The 20,097-nt window shown below is 61.6% G+C and carries 13 protein-coding genes; 3 read left to right on the forward strand and 10 right to left on the reverse strand.

Translation table 11 applies throughout. The features are described 5' to 3' along the window. Nucleotides 1-16: 16 nt before the first annotated feature. Nucleotides 17-3,346, reverse strand: a complete 3,330-nt coding sequence (locus tag HFO99_RS28820; protein WP_222365084.1) for a DUF1217 domain-containing protein — start codon at nucleotides 3,344-3,346, stop codon at nucleotides 17-19. Between the two features lie 300 nt (nucleotides 3,347-3,646). Between HFO99_RS28820 and HFO99_RS28825 the strand changes: the two genes are divergently transcribed. After that, nucleotides 3,647-4,213 (forward strand): DUF6101 family protein, encoded by a 567-nt coding sequence (locus HFO99_RS28825; protein WP_222253320.1) that lies wholly within the window; start codon nucleotides 3,647-3,649, stop codon nucleotides 4,211-4,213. An 85-nt stretch (nucleotides 4,214-4,298) separates the two neighbouring features. On the opposite strand, the gene ubiA is transcribed toward HFO99_RS28825, so the two are convergent. The 5 genes from ubiA to HFO99_RS28850 all read right to left on the reverse strand — a co-directional run bounded on the left by ubiA (nucleotide 4,299) and on the right by HFO99_RS28850 (nucleotide 10,985). Continuing rightward, entirely contained in the window at nucleotides 4,299-5,258 is a 960-nt protein-coding gene (gene ubiA / locus HFO99_RS28830) for a 4-hydroxybenzoate octaprenyltransferase (protein ID WP_222365121.1), read from the reverse strand. A 158-nt stretch (nucleotides 5,259-5,416) separates the two neighbouring features. Continuing rightward, nucleotides 5,417-6,232, reverse strand: coding sequence for a MipA/OmpV family protein (locus HFO99_RS28835; RefSeq protein WP_222365085.1), 816 nt, complete (start codon nucleotides 6,230-6,232; stop codon nucleotides 5,417-5,419). Nucleotides 6,233-6,633: 401 nt separating this feature from the next. Then, a complete protein-coding gene (locus HFO99_RS28840; protein WP_222365086.1) occupies nucleotides 6,634-7,215 on the reverse strand; it encodes a histidine phosphatase family protein in 582 nt (193 codons plus the stop codon). Between the two features lie 67 nt (nucleotides 7,216-7,282). Then, complete coding sequence (locus tag HFO99_RS28845) at nucleotides 7,283-8,542, reverse strand: SAM-dependent methyltransferase (RefSeq protein ID WP_222365087.1); 1,260 nt, start codon at nucleotides 8,540-8,542, stop codon at nucleotides 7,283-7,285. A gap of 133 nt (nucleotides 8,543-8,675) precedes the next feature. Further along, entirely contained in the window at nucleotides 8,676-10,985 is a 2,310-nt protein-coding gene (locus tag HFO99_RS28850; RefSeq protein ID WP_222365092.1) for a Tex family protein, read from the reverse strand. A gap of 228 nt (nucleotides 10,986-11,213) precedes the next feature. Here HFO99_RS28850 and glyS point away from each other — a divergent pair, with 228 nt between their 5' ends. Beyond that, nucleotides 11,214-13,328 carry a glycine--tRNA ligase subunit beta gene (gene glyS / locus HFO99_RS28855; RefSeq protein WP_222365093.1) on the forward strand — a complete coding sequence of 705 codons (2,115 nt, stop codon included), beginning with the start codon at nucleotides 11,214-11,216 and terminating at the stop codon, nucleotides 13,326-13,328. A 57-nt stretch (nucleotides 13,329-13,385) separates the two neighbouring features. Continuing rightward, nucleotides 13,386-13,874, forward strand: coding sequence for a DUF523 domain-containing protein (locus HFO99_RS28860; RefSeq protein WP_222365095.1), 489 nt, complete (start codon nucleotides 13,386-13,388; stop codon nucleotides 13,872-13,874). 78 nt (nucleotides 13,875-13,952) lie between these two features. Here HFO99_RS28860 and HFO99_RS28865 read toward each other — a convergent pair whose 3' ends face one another. The 4 genes from HFO99_RS28865 to HFO99_RS28880 all read right to left on the reverse strand — a co-directional run bounded on the left by HFO99_RS28865 (nucleotide 13,953) and on the right by HFO99_RS28880 (nucleotide 20,069). Then, on the reverse strand, nucleotides 13,953-15,776 hold the full coding sequence (locus tag HFO99_RS28865; protein WP_222365097.1) for a methyl-accepting chemotaxis protein: 1,824 nt from the start codon (nucleotides 15,774-15,776) through the stop codon (nucleotides 13,953-13,955). Nucleotides 15,777-16,234: 458 nt separating this feature from the next. Beyond that, the gene (locus HFO99_RS28870) at nucleotides 16,235-16,693 is read right to left on the reverse strand and encodes a plant virulence effector HPE1-like domain-containing protein (protein ID WP_222365099.1); all 459 of its coding nucleotides are present in this window, start codon (nucleotides 16,691-16,693) and stop codon (nucleotides 16,235-16,237) included. A 99-nt stretch (nucleotides 16,694-16,792) separates the two neighbouring features. Beyond that, a complete protein-coding gene (gene purD, locus HFO99_RS28875) occupies nucleotides 16,793-18,070 on the reverse strand; it encodes a phosphoribosylamine--glycine ligase (RefSeq protein ID WP_222365100.1) in 1,278 nt (425 codons plus the stop codon). Between the two features lie 64 nt (nucleotides 18,071-18,134). Further along, on the reverse strand, nucleotides 18,135-20,069 hold the full coding sequence (locus HFO99_RS28880; RefSeq protein ID WP_222365103.1) for a DUF2207 domain-containing protein: 1,935 nt from the start codon (nucleotides 20,067-20,069) through the stop codon (nucleotides 18,135-18,137). Between the last annotated feature and the right edge of the window lie 28 nt (nucleotides 20,070-20,097).

Below are 20,097 nucleotides of genomic sequence, written 5' to 3' on the forward strand. Positions count from 1 at the left end.
ATCGGGGGGATCAGCTTTACTGCGTGCCGCCGCCGGTCAGGATCATCAGCGCCGGCGACTGCTGGGTGGCGTTCTGGACGTCGTACATCGCGGTAAACCGGCGCAGCAGCTTGTCGACCTTCTTCGGATCCTGGAGATCCTCGAGCTTGACGAAGCGGTTGATGAGATCGCGCTGCTTGGCGACGTCCATGCCCGAGATCTGCGACGGCAGGCTGTAGGCTGTTGTGATGACCTGATAGAGCGCCTTGTCGCCGAGGATCGAATAGATCGAGGTGATGCTCGGGGCCTTGCGGCTGAAATAGAGCGCCAGGCGCACGCCGTCGTTGGTTTCGCCTTCCTGGGTTTCCATCGTCTGCTTGACGTAGAGCTCCTGGGTGTGCTCCTCGGCCGCCTTGTTCTGGATGGTGCCGATCTTGGCGCGGGTCAGATTGCCGTCCTTGTCGAAGTTGAAGGCGGCGACGATATCCTTGAAACGTGCATCGGCGGTGGCGTTGAGATAGCTCTTCTTGTCGTCTGGATCGGATGTGAAGATCTTCTTGAGCGTCGCCTTGTCGTAATCCTTCGGATCAAGGTTGTTCGCCTTCAGCACCAGGTCGGTCAGGCGACTGTCGTCGAGGAAATCGTCGAGCGACTTTACCTTCGCCATGCTCTTGGCGAAATAGTTGACTTCAGCCGTCGCGTCCTTCGCCGCCTTGTCCTTCACCGGACCGTCCTTCATCAGCATGGTGATATGCGATCTATAGTCGGTGGCGTATTTGGCCAAGGTCGCGTCGGGCAGCGCCTGGAAGGGTGATGCCGCCTTGCCGTCGGGGCCGAAATTGAAGGCCCGGGCAAGATTGGTGATACGTTCATCCTTGAGCGAGGCGACATAGCCATTCGGATCATAGGCATCGCTCGTCAGGATCTTGCGCATCATCGAGCGCGAGACCTCCTGGTCGGTCAGACCGAAGGCCTGCAGCGCCACATGGAAGAGATCCGGCAGCTTGTCGTTGCTCTTGCTGAAATCGGCCGACGAATTGCTGCGCAGGAAATCATTGACACTGTTGACGTCGGAGAAATTCAGCAGACTGCTGCTGTCGGCCATAAGCTTCTGGTAATTGGACGCGACCTCGTCGATCGCCTCGTCGCGTTCGTCGTCGTAGCGCGCCGCATAATTGTCGTTTGTGGTCTGTGCCTGATCGGCCGTCTGGGCCGAGCTGAGGACAGGAAGCGATCCGTCGGCGGCAAAATTGAAGTCGGCATTGAGATCGGCATGGCCGGCTGCGGCGGCCGCCGTCGCATCGGTCAGGATGACCTTTAGATCGGCGTCCGAAATACTGAACGGCAGATTGTAGGTGCTCTTCAGGAAATTGGTAATGGCGTTGTCGGCAAGCAGATCATCGACATTGCCGATCGTCGACATCCTGGCGGAATAATCATCCGTGCGCGCCGCGGCGGCAAATTTCGTGCTGCTGATCTGGGTCGCCGTCTGCGCCGCCATGCCGTCCTCAAGCGTGCCGTCCGCTTTGAAATTGAAGGCCGCGGCGACGTCGGCATAGGTTCCGGTGCCGCTTTGATCGGTCAGGATAGCGCGAAGAGCGACGTCGCTGACCGTCGACGGGATGCCGTAGGCGTTGCGCACGAAATTGTTCAGCGTCTGGTCCGCCAGCAACTGATCGACGTTTGAGATGCCGGCGATGGTCGACTGGTAGTAGACTGCCGCGTTGTCGGCCTTGCTGGTGGTGCTGGCACTTTGCGTCGCCGTCTGCGAGGCGTAAAGGGTGGCGATCGAACCGTCCGATTTGAAATTGAAGAGGTCGTGAACGTCGCTGTAGCCCTGGGCGCTGGCAGCCGTGCGGTCGACGAGGAAAGTCCTCAATGTCGCATCGGAGACGCTGTCTGCGATCTGCATGCTGTTTCTGATATAGCTGACCGCAGCCGCATCGGACATGATGTCGTCGACATTGGTGACGTTGCCGATCATGCCGTTGAAATGTGCTGCATTCGCCGCCGACTTGTCGGTCGTCGATTTCCGCTGCGCCGCGGTCTGGATCACGGAACCGTTGATCGAGCCGTCTGCCTGGAAGTTGAAGTCGCCATTGAGATCGGAATAGCCCTGGGCCGCGGCATAGGCCGAATCGGTCAGGATATTCTTCAGCTCGGCATTGCTGAAACTCGTGCCGAGACCGTAGGCATCCTTGATGTAGCGCGCCAACACACTGTCGGCGAGCAGGTCGTCGACATTGGTGATGCCGCTCGACTGCGAGGTGACGGTATAATAGTTGTTCGTGTTCGATGCGGCCGCCTTCAGACTGTTTGCCTGATCGACCGTCTGGACGCGCGCCGTGCTGGAGGCCGATCCGTCAGCCTTGAAGTTGAAAGCGTTGTAAACATTGGTAAAGCCCATCAGCTGGGCATAACCGGGATCGGTCAGCACCGTGCGCAGCGCTGCGGCGGTGAAGTCGGCGCCCATGCTGTAGGCCGTCGTGATATAAGAGGTCAGGCGCTTGTCGGCGACCAGATCGTCGACATTGGTGATCGTGCCGATCTTCGCCGTGTAATAGGCCTCGTTGTAATCGGCCGCCGTCTGGCCGACGTAATAGACGTCCGAACCCACCGAATTGTCGATGATGACGGACTGGGAATTCAGGGTGTAGGATTCGATGACCGAGGCCTTCTGCGCGGCGGTCTGCGCCGTGCCGGTGACGGTGCCGTCGGCATTGAAGCTGAACTGGGCGGCAAGAGCCTTGTACTTGTCGCCGCCTTGCGTGTTGACGACGCTCGTGGGGTCGCTGAGATCGCTCGTCAGCACCTGCCGCAGAAAATCCTTCGACGCATAGGTCGGATCGATCTTGAAGGTCTTCAGCACATAGGTGCGCAGCCGGGTGTTGTTGACCAGGTCGTCGACGGTCTGCACGCTATCGATATTGTTGCTATAGTAGGTGCTCTCGGCGCTGGCGGCCTTGTCGGCATCGACGAAGGACTGTTTGTAGAGGCCGATCAGGTCGTCCTCCTGCGCGTCCGTCTGCACATCCTTGGCCGGCGCGTTGAAATTGAAGGCGGCGGCAAACTCGCGATAACGCGTATCGGAAAGCTTGTTGGCGTAGCTGTCGGGGTCTGTGAGGTCGCTTTCGAGCACCTTCTTCATGAAGGCCTTGGCATAGGTCATGTCCTCGAGACCATAGGCCTTCATTGCATAGCTGTAGAGTTTGTAGTCGCCGAGGAAATCGTCGACGTTTTCGACCTTGTTGATATGGTCGGCGTAGTACTGAGCATCCTTCTTGACCGTCGCCTGCGACGCAACCTTGTTGAGGCTGGACGTCATATCCCGCGACAGGATCGTGTAAGCGAGGGAAGCCGAGATCATGAAAAGCGCCCTTTTCACCCAAATTTCTAAAAGAAAGACGAACTGCTGGTGAGCACATTTTGCCATGGAAAGCTTACCTGAGGCTTACCTCTGGATGCATCATTTCAGAACACCACAGCGTTCACCTTCCGGAAACCCTGCCGGATTCGGTTTTGATAACCATCAGAGGAGGCAAAGTTTTCTTAACCGCAATTTTTAAGCTGTACGGAACGGCGGCTGCCTATTGTCGGCCATAGAGGACGAAAAGTCCCAAGGAGAAGACCGGAAATCGGCTCTCAGGTAAGACAAGGGTAGAATGAAATGAACAATCCCGTTATGAAGCCCGCCTGGGCTGGCACGACGTTGCGCCTCGATCCGTCCCGCTTTCCCCAGCAGGTCAGCTACGCCATCCACGATTGTTCGGATGACGTCAATATCACGATAGACGAACGCGGTGCGGTCCTGCGCAAGGTCCTCCCCTCCAGCGGCCTGCCGCTCTCGATCGCGCTGCCGAAGCGCGTTTTCAAGGGTGTCGCCGCCCGCGCCATCGACCATGGCGACGGCGATGTCACCGTCACGCTCGAGCTTCACCACACCGATCCGGAGCTCTGCATTCCCCTGCTCGTCGCCCATGATCTCAGCGACATCGCTGCCGACTGGCGCAGTTGGTCCGAAGCCTTCCGCATTCCGATGCTGATGGTCGAGGCCGATGGCGTCGCCCGGCCGCTCGAAGACCATATTGGTGCCTTACGCACCAGCGATCTCAAGCCGCGCCGCCGTCATTCCTACTTCGCCAATCGCCGTCCGCGCTTCCTCGTGCGCCGCACCACCGGCCGGCTGGGCGTCGCCATGACGATCGAAGGCAAGGAAATCATCGCCCGGACCTAAGCGAAACCGCGAAAGTCCCGATTTGGCAATACGATTTTGAACCCGGCGCCCGCGCCGGGTTTATCGTTTTCATCCATCGTCCCAATCAGGGAATGGCAAACAGCAGCGATATGAAGAGGCCGAAGAAGATGATCAGGCCGACGCGGTTGTTCGATTTGAAGAGCGCCAGGCACTGGTCGGCATCGTTGATATCCAGCCGGACGATCTGCCAGGCGAACATGCCGGCCGCACCGACCAAGGCCAGGAACGCGATGAGATTGGCGCCGGCGAGAGCGAAGGCGATAAACATCAGCACCAGCGTCAGTCCATAGAGGCCGATCAGCCACTGCCGCGTCCTGTCGCCGAACAGGCGCGCAGTGGAGCGGACGCCGATCAGTTCATCATCCTCCTTGTCCTGATGCGCATAGATCGTATCGTAACCGATCGTCCAGGCGACGGAGGCGGCGTAGAGCAGGACGGCGGCGAAGGAGAGGCCGCCGAGAATGCCGGCCCAGCCCATCAGAGCGCCCCAGGAAAAGGCAAGTCCGAGGTAGAATTGCGGCCAGTCGGTGAAACGTTTGGCAAAGGGATAAAACGCCACGATCCCGAGCGAGAGCACGCCGAGGAAGACGTTGAGCCAGTTGAACTGCAGCAACACGATGAGGCCGACCAGCGCCTGCAAGCCGATGAAGATTTTCGCGTGGGCGCGCGTGACGCGGCCGGAGGGCAGCGGACGCGACCGCGTGCGCGCCACTTCCATGTCGATCTCGTGGTCGACGAGATCGTTATAAGTGCAGCCGGCGCCGCGCATGGCGACCGCGCCGATGAAATAGAGGAACAGGTGAGACACCAGCACACTGCCGGAATAGATCCCCTCACCGATCGCCGCATTGGCGGCAAGCGTCGCCGACCAGAAGCACGGCCACATCAGCAACTGCCAGCCGATCGGGCGATCCCAGCGCGCGAGCTGCGCATAGGGCCAAAGCCATGGCGGCAGGATCCGGTAGACCCAGTTATCGGAAGGTGCGTCGGAGACGCGATCGTTGAAATCGCCGGTATCGTGCATGCCGCTCATCTAGCGGCGGACCGCCGATCCGGTCAAGAAGCGATCATTGCAATGCCACCTGCATCATTCCTCAGCCAGAATCGATCCAGGGATGAAACTATAAGCAAATTCAAAGTGTTACAGCGCCGCATATCCGGAAAGGCCCGCGGCGGCGTCAATCACTGCAGTGAGAAATTGAACTTGTAGGTCGCCGAGACCCCGACCAGGACCTGGTTCTTCGAGCCGCGCTCGCGCACGAGACTGCTGTCGGCGGCAGGACCTGCCAGCCGCTTATATTCGAGGAAGGAGCTGGCAGAGAGGTTTTCCGTCGCCTTCCAGGTGAGCGCCGTGCCGGCGCCATAGGACTGGATGCCCGATGACGGCTTGTAAGGATCAAGGCCGCTTGCCGCCGCCTGCTTGGCGTTGACGCCGTAATAAGCGTCGTAGTAGCCGCTGGTGGCGAAGGTTGCGCGCGGACCGCCTGATAGTTGCAGGTCGGGCGCGATATCGCTGAAGGCATCGACCGCGAGATCGGCAACGATGCCGTCATGCGAGCGGATGCCCTGGCGGACTTCGGCGCGGGCGCGAAGGAAATCGGTCGGGTAAACTTCTAGGAAAGCGCCGGCTTCCGCGCCCCATTTGACCTTCTTCAAGCCCTTCAGCTCGCTGCCGTCGCTGTCATCGCGCGACGGCACGAATTTACCGACGATGCCGGCACGGAAGGCACCCTTGTCGACGAGGGCGAAAGAAGGATTATCGTTGCGCGAGGAAAAACGCTGGCCGGCGCTTTGGCGGCCAACCGAGATCAGCGGGCTGAACTTGAATTCGTTGTGCGACGAGCCCTCGAATTTCGGGGCGGAGAAGCCGGCGACGCCGACGCTCAGATACCAGTCGCCGGACCAGAAGTGCTGGCCGCTTTCCTGCGCGGCGGCCGCCGAACCTAGAGATGAAATGGCAATAGCCAGAGAGATCGATACGACTGATCGATGAGACACGTCCGCACTCCAGAAAACGCAAAAACAAAGCCGCGGAGGGCGGCGCTCGCGACATTTATCCGGATGTCGTTACCCCAATGTTAACCACGGTGAAACAAAGGGCGCTCATGAAAGGCGTGCCGTGTGGCCCCCCCATCCGCCCTACGGGCACCGACCGGGGTCGAGCCGCGGGTCTCGACCCGCCCTTCGGACCCCCGCTGGGGAGAAGAGGGAGAATGCCGCTTCGTCAGCGACCCCATTGGATGGCGTACCGTTGAGCAGGCGGGTTCGTTTGGCAGTGTCGGCGCGCCTTTCTCCCCTCTTCTCCCCTCGGGAGAAGGTGGCCCGAAGGGCCGGATGAGGGGGCCACACGGCTGATGGCATCTGCTATCGAACTCCGCAAAACCGCTCCGGCAGCTTCCCTATATCTGGTTCCAGCGGCGGATGACCGGTTCGGTCAGGTCGTGCTCGTAGCCGAGCACGCTGATACTCGTCGTATCGAGCGAGAAATGCGCGCCGCCTTCCGGCGGCAGACCGAGCCAGCGGGCGGCGAGGACGCGCAGGAAATGCGAGCTGGAGAAGATCAGGACGGTGCCGGCCGTTTGGCGAAGCGCATGGGTGACGGCGTCTGCGCGGGCGCCGACATCGGCGGCGAACTCGCCGTCCGGACAGCCGTCGCGAAAGAGCTGCCAACCGGGGCGCTCCGCCAGGATCGCCTTGGTGGTGATGCCTTCATAAGCGCCGTAGTCCCATTCGGCGAGATCGTCCTTGATCACCGCGCCCGATCCGAATCCGGCGAGCGTGCAGGTCTTGCGGGCTCGCTCGGATGGGCTCGACCAGACGGCGGAGAAGGTAGGGCCCGCCAGCCGGTCGGCGAGTTTGCGGGCGGCGGCCTCGCCATTCGTCGTCAAGGGAATATCGCTGCGTCCGGTATGGCGCCCGGACAGGCTCCATTCGGTTTCACCATGGCGGACTAGGTAGATCTCGGGAAACGCATTACTCATCGGCACGTCCTTTCATGAGAATCGGTCCCTCGGCAAAACCGCCAGCGGAAGCGGCACGTCCGCGGGGTCAGAACGTCACCTTTTCCAGCGGGGCGCGCCTCGCCTCGAATTCCTTCAGCTTCGCTTCATTGCGCGCGATGTAACTGCGATTGTCGGGAACGGCAAACTGGTTCTTGGCGATCTGGATCTGCAGAATGAAGAGCTCGTCCCAGCGGAAGCCCATCTCGGAACCGGCCAGATAGAATTCCCACATGCGGAAGAATTGCTCGTCGTAAAGCGCCACCGCTTCGGCCTTGCGTGCCACGAAACGCTCGCGCCAATGGCGCAGCGTATAGGCATAATGCAGCGGCAGGATCTCGATATCCTTGACCAGCAGCCCGGCCTTTTCAAGCGGCGGCACGACCTCGCCGACGGAAGGGATGTAGCCGCCCGGGAAGATGTACTTCTCGATGAAGGCATTGGTGCCGAAGCTCGGCTTCGGGCGGCCGATCGAATGCAGCACCATGACGCCGTTGTCGTCGAGGAGATCCGATACCTTGCGGAAGAAATTGCCGTAACGGCCGATGCCGACATGCTCGAACATGCCGACCGAGACGATGCGGTCGAACTTTCTGCCCGTCATGGTGCGGTAGTCCTGCAGTTCGAATCGCACCCGGTCGGCAAGGCCCCGCTTTTCGGCGCGCGTACGGGAGACCTTGAGTTGCTCCTCGCTCAGTGTGATGCCGGTGAACTCGGCACCTTCGGTCGCCTCCGTCAGGTACATGCCCATGCCGCCCCAGCCGGAGCCGATCTCCAGGATGCGCTGGTTCGGCTCGAGCAGAAGCTTGGCGGCGATATGGCGCTTCTTGGCGAGCTGCGCCTCATCGAGACCGATGCCGGCGGGTTCGAAATAGGCGCAGGAATATTGCCAGTCCTCATCGAGGAAAAGATCGAAGAGCTTGGCCGACAGGTCGTAATGATGGGCGACATTGTGCTTGTTGCGATTGACCGGCACGCGGCTCTTCAGCTGCTGCCAGGCAATGCGGCCGAGGAGCAGTGCCGCCATCTTGAAATCGAAGATCTCGTTGGTGGTGTTCTGTTTCACCAGCGACAGGAAATCGTAAATGTTGCCCTGTTCGAGAATGAACCGGCCTTGCATGTACATTTCGCCGAGCTTCATGGCCGGGTCGCGCCGGATGGCGTCCTCGGCCTCCTGATCGGCAAGCCGGGCGACAACCGGTTCCCCCGTGCCGTCGCCGATAGTGTGGGTTTCGCCATTGGCAAGGGTAAGTTTCAACGAACCCTTGCGGACGATTTGCTGGACGATCGATAAGAATGCCGACGCCATGCACGCCTCGCAAATGTGACAGGATGGTCACATCAACTTAATAGCTCTCTTTCGCCTTACAAGCGCCGGATTTAGCACTCTGTTCAGAACGCTGCCAAACTGTTGCATTTTTGCCGAAATGCCGGCTAAACCCTTATTTTCGCTTCATCGCTTCGGCAAGTGCCGCGCCGAAAGCGCCCTGGCTCTCCGGTTTCTGAGCTGCAGGCCGGCGCTCGTTCTGCGGCCGGGACCCTTGGTCTCGGCGAGAATCACCGCGCGGCGGCGGCGCTGAAGAACCGTCATCGCGTTTCATAGAGAGAGCAATGCGCTTGCGCTTGGCATCGACTTCGACAACCCGCACCTTGACGACATCGCCCGCCTTGACGACCTCGTGGGGATCCTTGACGAAGCGATCGGCAAGCTGGGACACATGTACCAGACCATCCTGGTGCACGCCGATATCGACGAAGGCGCCGAAGGCGGCGACATTGGTCACCGTGCCTTCCAGCACCATGCCGGGCTTGAGGTCGGAAATTTCATTGACGCCCTCGGCGAAGGTCGCGGTCTTGAAGCTCGGACGCGGGTCTCGGCCAGGCTTTTCCAGCTCCGCGATAATGTCCCTGACCGTCGGCAGGCCGAATTTCTCGTCGATAAACTGGCGCGGATCGACCGATTTCAAGACGGCACTATCGCCCATCAGCGCGCGCAGATCGCGGCCGCAGGCGGCGACGATCTTCTTGGCGACGCCGTAGGCCTCCGGGTGGACCGAGGAGGAGTCGAGCGGCTCCTTGCCGTTGGGGATGCGCAGGAAGCCGGCGCATTGCTCGAAGGTGCGGCCGCCGAGTCTCGCGACCTTCAACAGATCCCGCCGGCTCGCGAAACGGCCTTCGCTGTCGCGGTGACGGACAATGGCGTCGGCAATCGACGGGCCGAGGCCGGAGACGCGGGAAAGCAGCGGCGCAGACGCGGTGTTGAGATCGACACCGACGGCATTCACCGCGTCTTCCACCACGGCGTCGAGCGAACGCGACAGCTTCTGCTGGTCGACGTCGTGCTGATACTGGCCGACGCCGATCGACTTCGGCTCGATCTTGACGAGTTCGGCCAGCGGATCCTGCAGGCGCCGCGCGATGGAGACGGCGCCGCGCAGCGACACGTCGAGATCGGGGAATTCTGCCGCTGCGGTCGCCGAGGCGGAATAGACCGAGGCGCCGGCCTCCGAGACGATGACCTTGGTCGGCTTCGGCGCCGGCAACTCGGCCAGCATGTCGGCCACCAGCTTTTCGGTTTCGCGGCTGCCGGTGCCGTTGCCGATCGAGATCAGCTCGACATTGTGCTTGCGGACCAGCGAGGCGAGCTCGACCTGGGCGCCGCGCACGTCGTTCCTCGGCTGGAAGGGATAGACGGTCGATGTCGCCACCACCTTGCCGGTGCCGTCGACGACGGCGACCTTGACGCCGGTGCGGATGCCGGGATCGAGACCCATCGTCGCGCGCGAGCCGGCGGGTGCGGCCAGCAGCAGGTCCTTGAGATTGCGGGCGAAGACATGGATCGCCTCCTCTTCTGCCCTTTCGCGCAGTTCCCGCATCAGGTCGAGCGAGAGCGACATGGAAAGCTTGACGCGCCAGGTCCAGCTTGCGACCTCCATCAGCCAGCGGTCGCCGGGACGGCTGGTACCGATCTCGTAGGCGGCCACGATCATGCGTTCGACCGGCTTGTTCGGAGAGGCGGTCTCGACGTCGGCCTCGATCGTCAGCGTCAGCACCTCCTCGTTCCAGCCGCGCAGCATGGCGAGCGCGCGGTGGCCGGGGGCGGTCGCCCAGCGTTCGGAATGGTCGAAATAATCGGAAAACTTCTCGCCCGCCGCCTGCTTGCCGTCGACGACCTTGGCCTTCAGCAGCGCAGCCTGGCGCATATGGGCGCGCAGCTTGCCGAGCAGGTCGGCGTTTTCGGCAATGCCTTCGGCGACAATGTCGCGCGCGCCTTCGAGCGCCGTCTTCACATCGGGCACATCAGCGGTGACGAAGCCTTCGGCCAGCAACGCCGGTTCCCTGGCGCGGTCGGCAAGGATCGTCTCGGCGAGCGGGCCGAGGCCACGTTCACGGGCGATTTCGGCCCGCGTGCGGCGCTTCGGCTTGTAGGGCAGATAGAGATCTTCGAGCTCGGCCTTGGTTTCGGCGCCTGCGACCTTGGCCATCAGCTCGTCGGTCATCTTGCCCTGGCCGGTGATCGATTCGACGATCGCGTCGCGCCGGGCTTCGAGTTCGCGCAGATAGACCAGCCGCTCGGCGAGATTGCGCAGCTGCGTATCATCCAGCCCGCCCGTCACTTCCTTGCGGTAGCGGGCAATGAAGGGCACGGTTGCGCCCTCATCGAGCAGCTCGATGGCGGCTTTGGCCTGTTCGGGCCGGGCATTGATTTCGGCGGAGATGCGGGCTGCGAGAAAACGGAGGTCTGCGGCCATGGGATTTCCTGTTTCGACAGAGGTGGCGGGACCATAGCGGCGAAAAGCGGCAAGGCAATGCCCGACTGTGGTTTCCACAGCGGAAGTTATTGGATCGGGGATCCATCGGCGTGTTGCCCCACCCCATCGCTCTCGTCCGTTTTTGCGGTTGTGCAGATGCGGCATTCTTTGATAGCAGAAGCAACGTTTTTGGATCGCCCTGCCCGCGGGCGCAAGGAAAAGATTGACATGCCAAACCTTCTTCTCGAACTCCGCTCCGAAGAGATTCCGGCCCGCATGCAGCGCAAAGCTGCCGGCGACCTGAAGAAGCTCGTCACCGATGCGCTTGTCGAAGCGGGTCTTTCCTACGAGGGCGCACGCGAATATTGGACACCGCGGCGGCTTGCGCTCGACATCCATGGCCTGACGGCCCGCTCCGCCGATGTGCGCGAGGAACGCAAGGGACCGCGCACCGACGCCAACGAGAAGGCGATCGAAGGCTTTTTGCGCGGTGCCGGCCTTTCCTCGGTCTCCGAGGCGCAGGTGGTGAGCGATCCGAAGAAGGGCGATTTCTACGTCGCGGTTATTTCCAAGCCCGGCCGTGCGACGGAAGAGATCGTCAGCAATGTCATGCCCGGCATCATCCGCGATTTTCCCTGGCCGAAATCGATGCGCTGGGGCAAGGCCTCGTCGAAGCCCGGCGCGCTGCGCTGGGTGCGGCCGCTGCAGTCGATCGTCTGCACCTTCGGCCCGGAGCATGAAGAGACCACTGTCATCCCCTTCGAGATCGACGGCATCACCGCTGCCAACATCACCTACGGCCATCGCTTCCACGCGCCCGAGGCGATCACGGTGCGGCGCTTCGACGATTATGCGGCGAACCTGGAAAAGGCGAAGGTCATCCTCGATGCCGAGCGCCGCAAGGACATCATCCTGCACGACGCCCGCGACATCGCCTTTGCCAACGGGCTTGAGATGGTGGAAGACGAAGGCCTGCTGGAGGAAGTCTCCGGCCTCGTCGAATGGCCGCAGGTGCTGATGGGCAGCTTCGAGGAGGATTATCTCTCGATCCCCTCCGAAATCATCCGGCTGACGATCAAGACCAACCAGAAATGCTTCGTGACGCGGGCGCAGGGTGGCGAAACGCTATCGAACAAGTTCATCCTGGTTTCCAACATCCAGGCTAGCGACGGCGGCAAGGAAATCGTCCACGGCAACGGCAAGGTGGTGCGGGCAAGGCTTTCCGATGCGCTGCATTTCTGGAAGCGCGACCAGGGCAATCTGCCGGATCTTGAGATGCTCTCCGCTTCAGCGGCAAAGTTCGGCCTCGACATCAACAAGCCGCTCGACCAGCGCATGGCCAAGCTCGATGCGCTCGATGTGACCTTCCATGCCAAGCTCGGCACGCAGGGCGCACGCGTCGCCCGCATCCGCGCCCTGGCCAAGCGATTGGCTGATATCACCGGCGCCGATGCGGCTCTCACCGATCGCGCCGCCGTGCTTGCAAAGGCCGATCTGCGCACCGAAGCGGTTGGCGAATTCCCGGAGCTTCAGGGCTTGATGGGCCGCAAATATGCGGTGCTGCAGGGTGAGGATGCCTCCGTTGCCGCAGCGATCGAGGATCACTACAAGCCGCAGGGTCCGTCGGACCGCGTGCCGGAGGACAGAGTGGCGATCACGATCGCCCTTGCCGACAAGCTCGATACGCTGATCGGCTTCTGGGCGATCGATGAAAAGCCGACAGGGTCGAAGGATCCGTTTGCTCTGCGGCGGGCGGCCCTCGGTGTCGTCAGGATCCTGCTGGAGCGAAGGATCCGTCTGCCGCTGCTGGCAACAACAAGGGATGGCGACCTGCTCTCCTTCTTCCACGACCGTCTCAAGGTCTATCTGCGCGACCAGGGCGCCCGCCACGATCTGATCGACGCCGTGCTGACGCCTGAAGCCGACGACTTGTTGATGGTGGCGCGCCGCGTTGAAGCGCTGACGGCCTTCATCACCTCGGAAGACGGCAAGAACCTGCTCGCCGGCACCAAGCGGGCAACGCAGCTGCTCGCCGCCGAGGAAAAGAAGGGCACCGTGATCGCCGATGGCGTTTCGCAGGCGCTTCTGACGCTCGATGCCGAGAATGAGCTCTTCGCCGCAATCTCCGGCGCCTCGAAGGATGCGTCGGACGCCGTCGCCGGCGAGGATTTCCGCTCGGCGATGGAAGCGCTCTCCAAGCTGCGCGGCCCGGTTGACCGCTTCTTCGAGGACGTGCTGGTCAACGACGAGGACGCCGCCATCCGCGCCAACCGTCTCGCCCTGCTGCGGCTCATCCGCGAGGCAACGGGAACGGTTGCGGATTTCTCGAAGATTTCGGGGTGATGTTCGGCCGCCATCGGCGGTCTGGCATTGCCGCGGTCGTCGCGTTATTCAAGAGACATGCAGAGCAAGATTCTCGTCAGCGCCTGTCTCATGGGCCATGCCGTCCGCTATGACGGGCGGGCGAAGCCGTTGCTTCATCCGGTAATCGAGACATGGCGGGCGGAGGGTCGGCTGGTGACGATCTGTCCGGAGATGTCGGCGGGCATGACGGTGCCGCGGCCGCCGGCGGAGATCGCAGAGGCGGCAACCGGCGAAGAGGTGCTGGCCGGCACGGCGCGGGTTGTCGAGCTAACGGGCGCCGACGTGACGGAAGAGTTCCTGCAGGCAGCAAAGAATGCCGTGGCGCTCGCAAGGCAGACCGGCTGCCGTTATGCGCTGCTCATCGACGGCAGCCCGTCCTGCGGATTCGGTTTCATCTATGACGGCACCTTTTCCGGCCACAAGCAGGCCGGCAATGGCGTGACGGCGGCGGCGCTGAAAGCGGCCGGTGTCGAAGTGTTTTCCGATCATGAGATCGAGCGGCTGATCGAACGTATCGGGCAATGAGCCTCAAAAAGCACGGCCGCCGGAGAACCGACGGCCGCTAAAAATTTGGTGATAAAAACGCTTTTGTCTCCGCGCCGTTTAAGCGGCACGGCGACCTTGATGCATGGCCGAGGCAGCGCTTTCGCCACTGACGCGGAAGCCGCGGATGAGGTCGATCAGCTCGTCGGTATCGGTGGCCAGCGTCTCTGCCGATGCCGTGGTCTCTTCGGCCATGGCGGCGTTCTGCTGGGTGGCGGCGTCGAGCTGGTTCATCGACGAGGAGATCGAGCGCAGTGTCGTGTCCTGTTCGGAAGCGCTGTGGGCGATCTTGGCGACGATCTCGTTGGCGGCCTTGATCTGGTCGGAGATCCGCTTCAGCGCTTCGCCTGCCTCGCCGACCAGACGGACGCCATGGTCGACCTGGCTGGAGGAGCGGGCGATCTGGTCCTTGATCTCCTTGGCGGCCGCGGCGGAACGCTGGGCAAGTTCGCGCACTTCCTGAGCGACGACCGCAAAACCCTTGCCGGATTCACCGGCGCGCGCCGCTTCGACGCCGGCATTCAGCGCCAGAAGGTTGGTCTGGAAGGCGATCTCGTCGATGACGCCGATGATCTTGGTGATTTCCGAGGACGACTTCTCGATGCCGCTCATCGCCTCGATCGCCTGGGTGACGATCGCATCGCTATGGGTGGCCTCGGTGCTGACCGAGTGAACACGCTTGCTCGCCTCATGGGCGCCATCGGCCGTCTGGCGGACGGCGACGGTGAGCTCATCGAGAGCGGCCGAGGTTTCTTCCAAGCTGGCGGCCTGGCGCTCGGTGCGCTGCGACAGCTCGTTGGAAGCACGGCGGATCTCTTCCTTGCTGGTGCCGATGTCGGTGCCCTTGGCGCTGACCTTGGCCATGGCGGCTTCGAGATGCGACAGCGCATCGTTGAAGTTGTCGCGGAGGGCGGCATACTTCTGGCCGAGATCAGCGCAGCGGACTGTAAGATCGCCACGGGCAATCATCGCCAGCGCCTGGCCGATCGTCGCCACCACGCGCGCCTGGAGCGTCGTCTCATCCTGCTGCTGGCGCAGATTGTTCTCGCGCTCGCTTTCCAGAGCCAGCTGCTGAGCCGCCTCGCGATCGGACATCTGATGGCGTTCCCTGATCTTTTCCTGCAGCGACAACGTCGCCTTGGCCATCATGCCGACTTCGTTGTTCATCCCGGTATGCGGGATGGCGATCGAAACATCCTCTTCGGCGACGGCCTTCAGGGCGGCATGCACGTTGTTGAGAGGTCCCGATATGCCGCGGATGACGAAGTATGCGGCTGTCATGGCAAGGAAGAACAGAACGATGCTGCCGGAGAGCGCGGTCAGGATCGTGCTGTTTATCTGAGCATCGAGATCGTCCATATAGACGCCGGTGACAACGACGACCTTCCAGGGATCGAAGGCCTGTGCATAGGCCGTCTTGCGAAAATCGCCAGCGGGCTGGCCCGGTTTGGCTGTGGAATAATATTCGACGAGACCGCCGCCCTGCTGCCCGAGCCTGACCAGCTCATCGCGATAGAGCTTGCCTTTGCTGTCCGGCTGGCCCTTGTTGACCTGACCGACTTTCGAGGCATCGTAGTGGAACACCATCTGGACATCATAGCTATAGCCGAAGAAATAGCCGTCCGGATCGTATTTCATCGCATTGACCGTGGCGTAGGCCTGCTTCTGGGCATCTTCCAGCGTCATTTCGCCGGCAGTCACTTTCGCCTGGTAGATTTTGAGAACAGAGACGGCAGACTGCACCTCCGCCCGCAGCATGTCGTAGCGTTCGTTGTAAATCGCATTGACGGAGGAGCGGATCTGCAGGGAGGTGGCGATTGCAAACGCCACCATCAGGCCGACGACCAGCAATATGAGCTGCTTCGATATCTTCAAATTTTTCATGACGCCTCGCAACGGGAATGGATAGCTGCATTCCGGTGCGGTTTTCTACCGCCTGTGCGAGCGCGCCGAAAAAGAGGACGCGTCTACCGCTGCTAAAATAAACATGCTGCGACCGGGTAAAGTGACAATTGATGCTCACCCTATAAAAAAGCTTTAACTTTATTGAACGCGATGTGAACTTCCCTGAAAATCAGGGGGTAGAGTTAGGCACACCGACGGATTTTCATCCGCAGGCCTAATATCATTTCTTTTCGAATTCTCAGCTTGCCCGGTGCATCAAAACAGGAATGCACCCCCGCTGCTCATCGAGGGTGCATTCGGCCCACCTGTGGTGGACCCCCAAACGATCGAAACCTTGATCAGGCGGGGCAGGGAACTTGTTGTTTAGGCAATTCCCGGCAAAACCGCTTCGCGCTTTGCCTGGGAAAACCGCTTGGCAGTTTTCCTGGAAGTTGCTCCTAGAAACGCAGCTTGAATTCGGAAGCGTTAAGCGCTGCCGGTTGTTCCGCCATACCTGCCACAACGGGCTTGGCGTCGCCGCCAATGACCGCCGCGGTGGTTGCATTCATGTCGATGCCGTCTACCGGCGCCGCCGGCGCGGTCGCAATCATGGATTCAGGCGTCGCCTTGCTGACGAAGACGACGGGCGAGCCGCCCATCCAGCCTTCGGTGCGATAGATCTTCTTTTCACCGCCGACATCACGGATTTCACTCGCCTGGAGGACGCCGGGCTTCAGCTCCGGCACCGTATAGTCCTTGTTGGTCAGCTCGGCCTGGAGCGGCGGGCAATGGGCGCAGGTTTCGGTAACGATGCTGCCATCATCGCGCGGCGCAGTCTTGCCGATCACCTCTATCGAGGACGCCATCGCAGAACCTGCCATCAGCAGGATTGCCGCACCGAGGGAAATCTGACGCATCAATGCCACTCCGTCTCATCTTGGGAGCAAATTAGCGCAGCTTTGTTTCCATCCCGTCAGGGGAAAGGGTAAAAATTTAAAGAACGGGCCGGTTTATACTCATGCCGAGCCGGTTTCGCGCTCGATCGCCCGCCAGCCGATGTCACGCCGGCAGAAACCGTTTTCCCATCTCACCCTGTCGAGCAGCGCGTAGGCGCGGTCCTTGGCCTCGGCGACCGTGCCGCCCGACGCGGTAACGTTCAGCACGCGGCCGCCGGTCGCAACCAGCGCACCGTCTTTCAGAGCCGTGCCGGCATGAAACACCTTCTCGCCTTCGCCTGCATCCGGCAGGGAAAGGATCGGCGTATTCTTCTCGTAGGCGCCAGGGTAACCCTTGGACGCCATGACCACGGTCAGGGCCGGATCGTCGTTCCATTCGGCGTTGACCTGATCGAGCGTGCCGTTGGCGGTGGCAAGCAGCAGCGGCAGCAGATCGCTCTTCAACCGCATCATCATCACCTGGCATTCAGGATCGCCGAAGCGGACATTGTATTCGATGAGCTCAGGCCCCTTCTGGGTGATCATCAGCCCGGCGAAAAAGACGCCGGAGAAAGGATGACCGCTCTCGGCCATGCCGCGCATCGTCGGTTCGATGATCTCTTTCATGGTGCGTTCGACGATCTCGGCGGTCATCACAGGCGCCGGCGAATAGGCGCCCATGCCGCCGGTATTGACGCCGGTATCGCCCTCGCCCACCCGCTTGTGATCCTGGGCGGTTGCGAGCGGCAGCGCATGTTTGCCATCGCAGAGGCAGAAGAAGCTCGCCTCCTCGCCATCGAGATAGGCTTCGACGACGACTTCGGCGCCGGCAGCGCCAAAGGCGCCTTCGAAGCAGTCATCGACAGCTGCCAGCGCCTCGTCCAGCGTCATCGCAACCGTCACGCCCTTGCCGGCGGCAAGGCCATCGGCCTTGACGACGATCGGCACACCCTCGGCGCGGATGTAGGCTTTAGCCGTCGGTCCATTGTTGAAGCGCTGGTAGGCACCTGTCGGAATATCGTAGCGGGCGCAAATATCCTTGGTGAAGCCTTTGGAACCCTCGAGCTGGGCTGCGGCAGCGGAAGGACCGAAGACCGCCAGGCCATCGGCACGCAGCCGGTCGGCGAGGCCGGCAACCAGCGGCGCCTCCGGTCCGACGACGACGAAATCGATCGCCTTGTCCTTGCAGAAGTTCGCGACAGCTTGGTGATCCTCGATGTCAACCGGCACCAGCACGGCGTGTTCGGCAATGCCGGGATTGCCGGGTGCGGCGTAGAATTCCGTCATCAACGGCGATTGCGCCAGCTTCCAGGCGAGCGCATGCTCGCGTCCGCCCGATCCGATCAACAGAACCTTCATGCGCGACCCTTTCCTGTTTCGTCTGGCGGTTAAGGGCGAAGGACCGAAAGGTCAAGCGGGAAAGCTACCAGCCCCCGCCTCCGCCGCCTCCGCCGCCCCCGCCGGACGAGCCGCCGCCGGAAAAACCGGAGGATGAACTGGACGGCGGCGGCGAAGGAATCGTCGAAGCGATGGTCGAGGCCATCGACGAGGAAAAGCCGCCGATGCGATCAGAGAAACTGCCGCTGTTGAAATTGCCGGAGTACCAGGCGGGCGCATAGGCGGCAGCCGCGCCGGCGGCAGCTGCCGCAAGCCAGGTCTCGAAAGTGCGCGACCAGGGCTTTTCGACGCCGAGCGCCACCGCATAGGGCAGTAGCGTCTCGAAATGCTGCGGCGACATAGAGGGCGCGCCGGCCGTGTTCATCCGGTCCTTCTCGGCAAGCGTCAGATACTGGCGCAGGCCGTCTATGCCATCCATCATCTTGGCGCCGAGCGGGGTCGGGGCGCCCATGATGAAGAAATAGAGGATGTTCAAAAGCACGATGCCGCCGATGGCAAAGAGCATCGGCGTTTCATGCAGCTCCATCAGCGACGAGGTGAGCACCATTACCATGATCGCCAGGATGCTGACGCCGACGAAAACGCCGATCGCCGTGGAGATGATGGCGATGATCTTGCCGAACAGCGACTTGCCGCGATGCACCGATCTGACGAGGCCGGCGGCAAACACCGCAACGAAGACCGAGATGGCGATTGGAATCAGCATCAGCGCGATCGTGTCGGGCTCCAGCGAACCGAAGACGAACAGTATCACCAGGGCGGCGGCGCTGAGCACGATGCCGCCTGCGGTATAACCGAGGTTGGAATTGTAATATTTGCCGCGGTGCTCCTTCTCGATCGCCGAGCGAAAGGCCTGGCCGACCGACTTCACCCGTTCGCCATTGGCCTTGTCGATCGTCAGCGTCGAGCCGGCGCCGCCGGCAACCTTCAGCAATTCGGTCTCGCCGGCCTGGAATTTCTCCTTGCCGAGCGGCTTGCCGGTGCCGCTGATGACGATCGAATTCTTCAGGTCCTCGAGCTTGACGTAGCCGCGAACGGCGAGATTGAGTGCGGTGGCGGACAGCGCCGTCCAGCCTCCGCCGGAGAAGCCCTTATTATCGATGTAGTTGACCAGTGCCGGCGAGATGCCGTCTGGCGCATCCCAGCGCGGCACGACGACGCCGCGGGCGGGATCGCGGCCGACCTTCAGCCAGGAGCGCGTGTAGTATGCGAAGACGAGGATGAGACCGCCGAAGCCGATGAAATAATTGCGGTTGTCCTTCAGCCACCAGCTGCTTTCCATATCGGCGCTCGGCGCATCGATGGCGCCCTTCGCCATCTTGATCGAAAATGTCAGGCCTTCACGGGCCTCAAGCGGCTCGGTCGTCGAAAAGACCAGGCCGGCGCCGGTTTCGCTGACGCGGGCATTCTTGCCGGTCGCGCCCTCCGGGCCGGTGAAGAAGATCGTATCAGTGGCGCCGACACCGGGCGGCAGGTGCACCGTCGCCGTTGCCGAGCGGATCGGGAAGATCCAGCCATTGCCGGTGACGTTCCAGTAGAGTTCGTCATGATCGTCGAAATAGCGGATCTGGCGGTTGGTTTTGTAGGTGAAGACATATTGATGACGGCCCGGCGTCACCGTCACATCGGGAGAACCGGCATAGATGCGGATGCCGCCTGATATCGACTCGGTGTGCCAGGGCTCGTTATCGCCATCACGCTGGACCGAGACCATATCGAAATCGACGCTGCGGCGACGGCCTGTGGCATCGGTGAAATAGAGCGGGAAGTCACGGAAGATGCCGTGGTTGATCTGGTTGTTCTCTGCGTTAACGGTGATCGTTTCCGTCACCGTCATCGCGCCGCTCTTTTCGAGCACGATATCGGAAGCGAAACCGTCGATCACCTCGGCGGCAAACACCGCCGGAGCGGCGAGCATCAACAACAGCGCAAAACAAAATCCGAAAACCCGACGCCCCATCCCTGTCTCCCCGCCGGCAGCCTCGGCT

Source organism: Rhizobium leguminosarum, assembly GCF_019798305.1.
GTDB lineage: Bacteria > Pseudomonadota > Alphaproteobacteria > Rhizobiales > Rhizobiaceae > Rhizobium > Rhizobium leguminosarum_U.